10 protein-coding genes and 1 pseudogene are annotated in these 9413 nt (G+C 72.1%); all 11 read right to left on the bottom strand.

Translation table 11 applies throughout. The features are described from left to right. On the bottom strand, positions 1–656 hold a 656-nt coding region (gene pufC / locus MET9862_RS27040), incomplete at its 3' end, for a photosynthetic reaction center cytochrome PufC (RefSeq protein WP_142586019.1). After that, positions 653–1630 carry a photosynthetic reaction center subunit M gene (gene pufM / locus MET9862_RS27045; protein WP_142586028.1) on the bottom strand — a complete coding sequence of 326 codons (978 nt, stop codon included), beginning with the start codon at positions 1628–1630 and terminating at the stop codon, positions 653–655. The genes pufM and pufC, both read right to left, overlap by 4 nt. Before the next feature lie 14 nt (positions 1631–1644). Next, a complete protein-coding gene (gene pufL / locus MET9862_RS27050; protein WP_142586020.1) occupies positions 1645–2472 on the bottom strand; it encodes a photosynthetic reaction center subunit L in 828 nt (275 codons plus the stop codon). An 85-nt stretch (positions 2473–2557) separates the two neighbouring features. Beyond that, positions 2558–2740: a light-harvesting antenna LH1, alpha subunit gene (pufA, locus tag MET9862_RS27055; RefSeq protein WP_142586021.1), complete on the bottom strand. Its 183-nt coding sequence runs from the start codon at positions 2738–2740 to the stop codon at positions 2558–2560. A gap of 11 nt (positions 2741–2751) precedes the next feature. After that, the gene (gene pufB / locus MET9862_RS27060) at positions 2752–2985 is read right to left on the bottom strand and encodes a light-harvesting antenna LH1, beta subunit (RefSeq protein ID WP_142586022.1); all 234 of its coding nucleotides are present in this window, start codon (positions 2983–2985) and stop codon (positions 2752–2754) included. 187 nt (positions 2986–3172) lie between these two features. Next, positions 3173–3418, bottom strand: coding sequence for a hypothetical protein (locus MET9862_RS27065; RefSeq protein ID WP_438616660.1), 246 nt, complete (start codon positions 3416–3418; stop codon positions 3173–3175). A 44-nt stretch (positions 3419–3462) separates the two neighbouring features. After that, positions 3463–4935 (bottom strand): chlorophyllide a reductase subunit Z, encoded by a 1473-nt coding sequence (gene bchZ / locus MET9862_RS27070; protein WP_142586023.1) that lies wholly within the window; start codon positions 4933–4935, stop codon positions 3463–3465. Continuing rightward, positions 4935–6497 (bottom strand): chlorophyllide a reductase subunit Y, encoded by a 1563-nt coding sequence (bchY, locus tag MET9862_RS27075; protein ID WP_142586024.1) that lies wholly within the window; start codon positions 6495–6497, stop codon positions 4935–4937. The genes bchZ and bchY overlap by 1 nt, the downstream gene beginning before the upstream one ends. 4 nt (positions 6498–6501) lie before the next feature. Beyond that, positions 6502–7488, bottom strand: a complete 987-nt coding sequence (locus tag MET9862_RS27080) for a chlorophyllide a reductase iron protein subunit X (protein ID WP_142586025.1) — start codon at positions 7486–7488, stop codon at positions 6502–6504. Beyond that, a complete protein-coding gene (gene bchC / locus MET9862_RS27085; protein ID WP_142586026.1) occupies positions 7485–8423 on the bottom strand; it encodes a chlorophyll synthesis pathway protein BchC in 939 nt (312 codons plus the stop codon). The genes MET9862_RS27080 and bchC overlap by 4 nt, the downstream gene beginning before the upstream one ends. A gap of 89 nt (positions 8424–8512) precedes the next feature. Beyond that, positions 8513–9316, bottom strand: a pseudogene (locus tag MET9862_RS27090) (methyltransferase); the annotation flags it as partial. Between the last annotated feature and the right edge of the window lie 97 nt (positions 9317–9413).

Consider the following 9413-nt stretch of genomic DNA (forward strand, 5'->3'; position numbering starts at 1 on the left):
CTACCGTCCTCTCCCGCCCGCCTCAAGGCGCGCGGGACGTGCACGGTGTCCATGAAGCCGAAGCGCAGGATGACCCGCGTGACATCCTGAGCGATCGGCCCGTTGTTGCGGGCGATGAAGCCGCGGGTCGGGCTCGGCGCGTCGAACCAGACATGGGCCGGCACCGGGTTGCCGCGGTGGCAGGTGTAGCAGGTCACCCCCGCCTCGCCGACATGCTTCTCCTTCCAGTCCGCGTTGATGTGCTGGACCATCTGCAGCATCCGCCGGGCGACCTTCTTCTGGTACAGGCTGTCGTCGGCCATGTTCTCGGTGTTGTGGCAGTAGGTGCAGCCCTGGGCGGGCGAGACCCACTCCGTGATCGAGACCATCAGGCGGTTGAACTCCTCGGTGCTGATGTCCTTGAGCACCTGGACGTTCTCGTAGGTCGTGCCGGCCTTGTCGGTGCCGGGCTCGACCTTGTCGGCCGGGGCCGGGGCGACGTTGGCGTCCCGGATGGCGGCGACCTCCGCCTTGGTCTTGACCTGGTCCATGCCGGTCCCGCGGAAGCCGTGCTGGTTGGCCAGGATCGGCGGCTTGGTCCAGCCCGCCGTGCCGAACTGCGCGACGGTGAGGAGCAGCGCGGCGACGCCCGCGATGATGCCGAGCACCGTCCTCATGGCGTGCCTCCCGGGGCTTTGAGCGGATCCGTGATCGGGCCGAACACATCGGGGTAGGACGGCGCGACGCCGTGCTTGACCGCCCAGAGGTACCAGTTGTCGACGACGGTGCCGGTGAGCAGGATGCCGATGCCGCCGGTGAGCGTCGTCAGCACCGCGAACCACCAGGCCCAGCGGTGGACCGATTCCATCGTGGCGTTGAAGCCCATGGTCCAGCGCCAGAACAGGGCGGCCCGCTCGGTGGCCGTGCCGCGGTCGACGATCTGGTCGATCTCGCGCTCGGCGCCGTAGCGCGAGCAGGCGAGGATGGTGCCGCCATGCATCGCGAAGAGCAGCGTCGACCCGTACAGGAACGCGATCGAGAGCATGTGGAACGGGTTGTAGAAGAGGTTGCCGTAGCGCAGCGAGAAGGCCGCGGTCCAATCGAGATGCGGGAAGATCCCGAACGGCACCGCCTCGCTCCACGAGCCCATCAGCAGCGGCCGGATGAAGCCGAGCACGAGGTAGAGCCAGATGGCGCTCGCGAAGGCCCGGGGCACGTGGGTGCCGAGGCCGGGCCCCCGCGCCCGCCGGTAGAGCCGCACCCACCAGAGCAGGATCGAGGCGGTGAGGAAGAAGCCGGCGATCAGCCACCAGCCGCCCTCGCTCAGCGGCGGCAGCACCTTCAGCCCGTATTTCGGCCGCGGCGGCTCCAGCGCCAGCCAGGGGAGCTGGCGCACGAACTGGATCGGATCCCAGTTCACCGAGGCCCACATGTTGAGCCCGATGATCTCGAAGGCGATCAGCCCGCAGGCGAGCGAGAGCGCGCCGAGATAGCCGCCGTAGATCGGCCCGACCTGACTGTTGCCGATCAGCCCGAACAGGTAGCTGTTGAAGGGCTTCCCGACGCGGGCGTCGACCGCGACCGGAATGCCGTGCTCCGGCTCGATCGGACGCACCTGAACCTGGGTGAAGATGTTCTGGTAATAGGCCATGCCGCCCTCCCCCTTCAGCGCCAGACCGGAAGATTGAGCCACCAGCCCCACCATTCCGGCCAGCCGCGGGTCCAGAACGGGCCGCTGATCACGATGCAGACCGCGCTCCAGAACCCGGCCGAGAGGGCCAGGAACAGGCCGAGCCGGTGGATGCCGAGCGTGCCGATCGAGTAGCCGATCGTGTCGCGGAAGAAGGTGTCCTCGTGCTCGGGCGTCTTCACCACGTCGTCGTCCTTCGGCGGATTCGTCGACGACAGGATCAGCGAGCCGTGGAGCGCCAGCGCGAAGGTCGTGGTGAAGAAGAAGCTCACCGCGAGCATGTGCGCCGGATTGTAGTGGAAGTGGAGATACTGGTATCCGGTGTTCGAGACCCAGTCCAAATGGCTCAGGATGCCGTAGGGGAAGCCGTAGCCCCAGGCGCCCATCAGGAGCGGGCGGAACACCACCAGCGTCACGTAGGCGAAGATCGCCACTCCGAAGGCGACGGGCACGTGGTAGCCGATGCCGAGCTTGCGGCAGATCTCGACCTCGCGCAGGGCCCAGGAGCAGAAGGCGCCGATCGCGCAGAAGGTGATGATCTGCCAGAGCCCGCCTTCCCGCAGCGGGGCCAGCGCCAGCCCGTATTTCAGGTCGGGCGGCGCGATGTTGATCTGCCAGATGTTCCAGGTCGGCCCGATCGCCGCCCCGTAGAGGATCAGCGCGGTGCCGAGCACCGAGAAGAAGATCGTCGTGACCCCGAAGAAGCCGACATAGAAGGGGCCGATCCAGAAGTCGAACAGGTCCCCGCCCAGGAGCGTGCCGCCGCGGATCCTGTATTTGCGCTCGAAGCTCAGCATCGCCATGGCGAATCCCTCCCGGGGTCGGGCCTCCCGAACTGTCTCTCGCTCGTGGGCCGCGGCACCGGAGGGCGCCGCGGCGGACCGCCCGTCAGGCGGGCAGGCTCGGCAGGACGAGGCTCTGGGCGTCGGCGGCCTTCTTGGGGCCGTCGAGCCAGTTGAACCGGTCGGTCGAGAGCAGGATGAAGTGGATCAGCAGCGCCAGCACGAACAGGAAGGTGAACAGAGCCACCAGCGTCCGCCGCGGGTCGAACAGGAGCCAGACTTTGTGCATGGTGCGTCTCCTCAGCCGATCAGGGAGGTGAGCGCCCGGGCGGCCTCGCCCACGCCGTCGAGCGAGGCGTAGCCCTGCGGGCCGGGCAGCCAGGGCCGCCACAGCCAGACCAGGATGTGGGCGACCACGGCGATCGCCGTGAAGATGATGAAGCTCGTCAGGAAGATCGCGTGGAACTCCTTGGCTTCGGCTTCCGTCAGCCCGGACAGGCTGCTCGGTCTTTCAGGTGTCACTCCGCTTGCCATCGGTCGAACCTCCGTTGCGTTGGCCGCATCCCGGCGGGATGCGACGGGCGCCGCCGTGACCCGAGGCGATCACGGCGGCTCTTCCCCGGATCCACCGGAGGGAAGCGTGGCGGGGCCCGGCCGGGCCCGGATCGGGTTCGCGAGCCCGGACCAGGGTCCCGGACCCGTTCCCGGACCCATCCCGAATTCACCCCATGAAGGCGAAGGGGACGGCCTGGGCCGCCATCGCCCGCGCCTCGCCGAACACGCTGCGCCGCGGCGCGGGTGCCCCCGTGCGCAGGGGCGCGGGGCGCAGCCGCTGCAGCACCGCCGCGGCGAGGAAGAGCGGGTAGGTGAGCCCGAGGATGATCCGGAACTGGAGGGCCTCGCGGTGCAGGTCGCGCTGCAGGCGGGCCGTCGCGGGCATCGGTCGCAGCAGGGGCCAGGTCTTCATGGATATCGTCTCCACGGGCTGGGTGCGGGATCGGACGGGAGCGCTCACGCGGCGGCCTCCGCATGGGCGGCGGCGCGCTCGACATGGACGGGGGCGACGCGCTCCGCGCCGAGGCGCCGCGCGGTGCGCTCGGCGGCGTCGCGCAGGCGCTTGGCGGCGGAGATGCGCACGAGGACCGGCTCGGCCTCGATCAGCGCGTCGAGCCGGGTGCGGGCGTCCTCCTCCCAGGCGAGCTCGCGGTGGTCCCGCGCCGGCGTCGCCTCCACGGCGTCGAGGTCGCGGGCGAGCGGCAGGATGTGGAAGAGCGCGTCGAACAGCGCGTTGCAGACCTCCTGCACGAGGTAGGTGGCGCCGGCATAGCCCATGAACGGCGTGCCAGTATGCCGCCGCACGATCGCGCCCGGGAAGGAGGCCGGGATATAGGCCGCCCGGCCCCCGGCTTCGGCGAGGTACATGCGCTCGTTGTAGGAGCCGAACAGGACGAGCGGCGGCCGCTCGGCGATCGCCGCCCGCACGGCCGCGTTGTCGGGCTTGGCGCCCGGCTGCCGCCCGAAGGCGAAGTGGCAGGGCAGGCCCAGCTCGTCCTCGAGGAAGCGGCGCACGCCCCTGGCATAGGTCTCGGTCGCGACGATGCCGAAGCTCGCCGTGCCGAAGAAGTCCTGCGTCACCGAGCGCCAGAGGTCCCAGACCGGCTTGATCGTGGTGTGGCGCTCGGCGGCGATGAAGGGCTCGGGGTCGAGCCCGAGGATCGCGCCGAGGCTGCGCAGGAACTTCGTCGTGGCGATGACCCCGATCGGCGCCTGGAGATAGGGCCGCTCCAGGCTCTCGCAGAGGCCGCGGCCGAACTCGCGGTAGAGGCAGATATTGGCGTCCGCCTCCACCAGCCTCGGCAGGTCGGCGAGGTGGCAGCCGAGCGGGAAGGTGAGGTTCACCGTGGCGCCGATTCCCTCCACGAGGCGGCGGATCTCGGCGAGGTCGGAGGCCATGTTGAAGGTGCCGTAGGCCGGGCCGATCAGGTTGACCCGCGGCGTCTCGGCCGGGCTCTCGCCCGGCTTGCGCGCGGGCCGGGGCGGGATGCCCTTCTTCGCGTAGCGCTTCGCCCCGTATTCCTGCCAGAGCCAGGTCATGGCCCGGTCGGCGGCCTGCCACTGGTCCTCGTCGATGGTGCGCGGCAGGAAGCGCTGCAGGCCGGTGCCCTCGGGGGTCACGCCGCCGCCGATCATCTCGGCGATGGAGCCGGTGACGACGACGCTCGGCTGCGCCGGGTCGAGCGTGGCATGGGCCCGCTTCATCGCCCCTTCCGTGCCGTGGCGGCCGAGTTCCTCCTCGGCGAGCCCGGTGACGACGATCGGCAGTTCGTGCGGCGGCAGGGCGTCGGTGTAGTGCAGGACCGAGGTGACCGGCAGGTTCTCGCAGCCGACGGGGCCGTCGATGACGACCTGCAGGCCCTTCACCGCCGTGAAGACGTAGACGGCGCCCCAGTAGCCCCCGGCCCGGTCGTGATCGAGGACGAGCATCAGGCCATCTCCCCGATCGGCGCCTTGGGCGCGGCCGGCTTCGGGGCGGCCTTCACCTGCGGCACCTCCTGCCAGATCCCGGCGGCGTGGCCCGAGCCGACGCCCTCGAAGAATCCGCGCATCGCCGCGAAGCGGTCGCGGTTGGCCAGCGCCGCGTTGACGACGCGGGCGAGCGAGCCGGCGCCGGCCACGCCCATCAGCGGCCGGGCCGAGATCAGGTTGGTGAAGTAGAGGGCGGGCGTGCCGCGCTCCTTGGCCGCCTGCACCACCGGCGTCGTGCCGATGGCGAGATCCGGCGCGAAGGCCTCGAAGGCCGCGAGGTCGTCCTCCAGCGAGGCGCGGAAGCGCACGGCGACGCCGCGTTCCTCGAGCCAGGCGCGGTCGGCCTCGGACCACGGCGTCCGCGGGCAGGCGGTGCCGACATAGGGCACCTCCGCGCCGCTCTCGACGAGGAGCCGGGCGACCAGCAGCTCCGAGCCCTCGTAGCCCGAGAGCGTGACGCGGCCGCGGATCGGGTTCGCCGCCAGCGCGGCGCGGATCGGCGGCAGCAGCCTGTCCTTGGCGGCCGCGACGCGGGCGCGCGGCACGGCGCAGGCCTCGCCGATCCCGTCGAGCCAGGCGGCGGTGCCGTCATGGCCCACCGGCGCCGAGCCGACGACCGGGCGTCCGGCCGCCGCGAACTCGCGCAGGGACGCCGTGTAGAACGGGTGGATCGCCGCCACCGCCGCGCCGTCGAGGGCGGCGTAGAGCTCGCGCCATTCCCGCGTCGGCACGACGGGACCGGCGGCGAGGCCGAGCGGCTCCAGCAGCGCGCCGATCACCACGGGGTCGGCCGGGAACATCTCGCCGAGGAGCGTCACGGCCGGGCGCCCGGAGCGGCCCCCGCGCGGCGCCTGGACGGGGCCCTGCTCGGCCTCCCGTCGGGCATAGGCCAGCATGGCGCCGGCGAGCACGTCCTTGGCCTCGGCATGGGTCGGCACGCCGAAGCCCGGCACGTCGATGCCGATGATGCGCACCCCGTCGATCGCCTTCGGCAGGAGGCGCAGCGGCACGCCGGAGGCGGTGGGCACGCAGAGGTTGATCACCACGACCGCGTCATGCTCGCCCGCGCGGGCGACGGCGTGCACCGCCTCGCGGATGTCCTCGAACAGCTTGCCGGTGACCAGCGTCTCGGAGTTGAACGGCACGTAGCCGACGCTGCGCCGCGCCCCGTAGAAATGCGCGGTGAAGGTCAGCCCGTAGACGCAGCAGGCACTGCCCGAGAGGATCGTCGCCGTGCGCCGCATGCGCAGGCCGACCCGCAGGGAGCCGAAGGCCGGGCACATGCTCTGGGGCTGGTCGTGCGGGCCCGCCGGGTAGTCCCGGCGATAGGCCGCGAGGGTCTCGGCGATCCCCGATTCTCCGGACGCCGCCTCGGCCGCCGCGCGCAGCACCGCCGTGCCGGCATGGCAGCCCGCCCCGTCGGCGGGGGGCTGCTGCGGCGCGCCCGCCTGCGTCGAGCCCCCCTCCCCTTCGGAGGAGCGCCGCGCCCGGAGATCGGCGATGTCGAGGGAGACGGCCATGCTCTCAGCCCGCGTCGTAGATCACTTCGAGGGAGGGCTTCGCGGCGGGCTCGACCCCGCACATGTCGGCCATGGTCGCGGGCTCCAGCACCACGTCGCGGCCGACCGCGCTGCCCGTGAACAGGCCGAGGAGCCCGTCCTGCGAGAGCGGCGTCGGCCGGTGCGGCGCGGCCAGGGCGACGTTCTCGGCGAGCGCGGCGAAGAGCGGGCCCCAGCGCCCGTCGGGCTCGGCCACGATCTCGTAATTCGCGCTCTTGCGGCGGATGTCCTCGTCGGCGGGGATCGCGGCGAGCACCGGGATGCCGACGGCCTCCGCGAAGGCCTGCGCCTCCCCGGTGCCGTCGTCCTTGTTGATGACGAGGCCGCCGACGCCGACATTGCCGCCGAGCTTGCGGAAATACTCGACCGCCGAGCAGACGTTGTTGGCGACGTAGAGCGATTGCAGGTCGTTCGAGCCGACGACGATGACCTTCTGGCACATGTCCCGGGCGATCGGCAGGCCGAAGCCGCCGCAGACCACGTCGCCCAGGAAGTCGAGCAGGACGTAGTCGAAGCCCCAGTCGTGGAAGCCGAGCTTTTCGAGCAGCTCGAAGCCGTGGATGATGCCGCGCCCGCCGCAGCCGCGCCCGACCTCGGGGCCGCCGAGCTCCATCGCGAAGACGCCGCCGCGCTTGAAGCAGACGTCGCCGATGGCGACCGCCTCGCCCGCGAGCTTCTTGCGGGTCGAGGTCTCGATGATGGTCGGGCAGGCGCGGCCGCCGAACAGGAGCGAGGTGGTGTCGCTCTTCGGGTCGCAGCCGATCAGGAGCACCTTCTTGCCCTGGCGCGCCATCATGTAGGAGAGGTTGGCCAGCGTGAACGACTTGCCGATGCCGCCCTTGCCGTAGATCGCGATGATCTGCGTCTCGCGCTTGACCGGCCCGCTCGCCGGCGCATCGGGCTCGACGGCCGCCTCGGCCCGCAACGCCGCCGTGTTCAGATGCAGGTTCATGAACAGGCACTCCAGTCGAGGACCATCTTCAGGCAGGCCGGGTCGCTGAAGGCGATGCGGTAGGCATCGGCCGCCCGCGCCGCCGGGACGCGGTGGGTGATCAGGCCGTCGAGGGAGAGGCGCCCGTCGGTCACGAGGGCCGTCACCGCGGCGAGGTCGGCCGGCCGCCACTCCGCCGCGACCCGGATCCGCGCCTCGCGCGAGAAGGCGGGCGGGAAGGCGAAGGACAGGGGCGCCTCGTAGAAGCCCGCGAGCACGATCTCGCCGCCGCGGGCGAGCCGCGCGATCAGCCGGTCGAGGCCGGCGGCATCGCCGCTGACATCGGTGATGCGGCCATAGTCGGTGCGCGGATCGTCCTCCGGCGCGTGCACGGCGTAGCCCGCCGCGCCCGCGGCCCGGCGGGGATCCCGCTCCCAGACGACGGGCTCGGCCCCGGCGAGCAGGGTGAGCCGGGCCAGGAGACGCCCGAGCACGCCGTGCCCGACGATGAGGGGCCGCTCGCCCGGCGCGAGGCGCCCGAGGGCGTGGAAGGCGGTGGCCGCGAGCGCGATCAGGCAGGCCCGCTCGCCGAGATCGGGATCGACCGGCACGAGGCGGGCCGCCGGCACCACCAGATGCGAGGCCGCGCCGCCGAACAGGCCGTGGACGGGCCCGAAGCAGCGGGCGCCCGGCACGAACACGCTCTGCCCCGGGACGAGGCCGGATTCGGCGGGCGCCGCGACGACGGTGCCGACCGACTCGTAGCCCGGGACGAGGGGATAGCCGAGGCCGGGGAAGGGCGGCATCCGGCCCGACCAGAGCAGGCGTTCGGTGCCGGTGCTGATCCCGCTCCAGCTCACCGCCACGACCGCGTCGGAGGGGCCGGCCGGGTTCAGGGCCAGGCGGCTGAGCGCCAGATGCTCCGGCTTTTCCAGGACGACGGCGAGGGTGTCCATGATTCGGATCTTCCGCGTCTGCGACCGATCGGGATCGGTACTGTCATTCTAGAATGACACTTTCAAACGTCAACTCTAATCAACAAAGGTCAGATGCGTCGCGCCCGGATCAGGCGGACGAGGAGCGGGCGCCGGGTGCGGCGCTCGGCGATGGCGCGGAAGCCGGCCTCGCGGAGCAGGGCGCCGATCTCGGCCGCAGTGCGGGGACGGCCGCTGCCCATGGCGAGCAGGTAGAAGCCGAAATAGGCGTCCCCGACCGGCTCCGCGCCGCGCGTCCCGGCCATCGGCTCGGCGACGAGGAGCGTGCCCCCGGGCGGCAGCGCGTCGTGGATGGCGCGCAGCAGCGCCAGCGCCGGTCCGTCGTCGTGGTCGTGCAGCACGCGCACCAGGGTGGCGCAATCGGACCCCCGGGGCAGGGGATCGCGGTGGAAGCTGCCGCCGTGGCAGGCGGCGCGGTGGCCGAGGCCCGCCTCCTCCAGCCGCGCGGCGGCGCGGGCGGCCACCGCCGGCAGGTCGAACAGGGCGAGGCGCGCGGCCGGCGCGCACGGCGCCACCGCCGTGAGGAAGGCCCCCTCCCCGCCTCCGACGTCGAGGATCTGGCGGTGCCGCTGCAGCGGGTAGGCCTCGGCCACGTCCGCGGCGATCAGCGCCTGCGAGGCGGCCATGAGGCCGCCATAGGGGGCCACCGATTCCGCCTCGAGGCCGTCCGGGGCCGGCCTGCCGGCATAGGGCCAGTAGCGGGCGAGCCGGGTCGGTCCCCCCTCCCCGCGCAGCAGCGCCACCGGGTCGGCGAGGTCGGCGTAGAGCAGGGCGTGGTGCGCGATCATGCGCGCCACGGCGGGGTTGCCGAGCAGCGCCGCGCCGAGATCGGCCAGCGCGAAGCGCCCGTCCGGCGGCTCTCGATCCACATCTCTTCGACGGCGACGGCGAGGGCACATTCGTCTCGTTCACCGCCCTCGGCCGTCTCATGGCGCTCGCTGCCGCCCACAC

Origin of the sequence: Methylobacterium symbioticum (assembly GCF_902141845.1) — a bacterium.
In the GTDB taxonomy this organism is placed as follows: domain Bacteria; phylum Pseudomonadota; class Alphaproteobacteria; order Rhizobiales; family Beijerinckiaceae; genus Methylobacterium; species Methylobacterium symbioticum.

Coding starts and splice junctions, on each gene's coding strand:
- pufM (WP_142586028.1), bottom strand. CDS start 1,630: ATGGCCTATTACCAGAACATCTTCACCCAGGTTCAGGTGCGTCCGATC.
- pufL (WP_142586020.1), bottom strand. CDS start 2,472: ATGGCGATGCTGAGCTTCGAGCGCAAATACAGGATCCGCGGCGGCACG.
- pufA (WP_142586021.1), bottom strand. CDS start 2,740: ATGCACAAAGTCTGGCTCCTGTTCGACCCGCGGCGGACGCTGGTGGCT.
- pufB (WP_142586022.1), bottom strand. CDS start 2,985: ATGGCAAGCGGAGTGACACCTGAAAGACCGAGCAGCCTGTCCGGGCTG.
- MET9862_RS27065 (WP_438616660.1), bottom strand. CDS start 3,418: ATGAAGACCTGGCCCCTGCTGCGACCGATGCCCGCGACGGCCCGCCTG.
- bchZ (WP_142586023.1), bottom strand. CDS start 4,935: ATGCTCGTCCTCGATCACGACCGGGCCGGGGGCTACTGGGGCGCCGTC.
- bchY (WP_142586024.1), bottom strand. CDS start 6,497: ATGGCCGTCTCCCTCGACATCGCCGATCTCCGGGCGCGGCGCTCCTCC.
- MET9862_RS27080 (WP_142586025.1), bottom strand. CDS start 7,488: ATGAACCTGCATCTGAACACGGCGGCGTTGCGGGCCGAGGCGGCCGTC.
- bchC (WP_142586026.1), bottom strand. CDS start 8,423: ATGGACACCCTCGCCGTCGTCCTGGAAAAGCCGGAGCATCTGGCGCTC.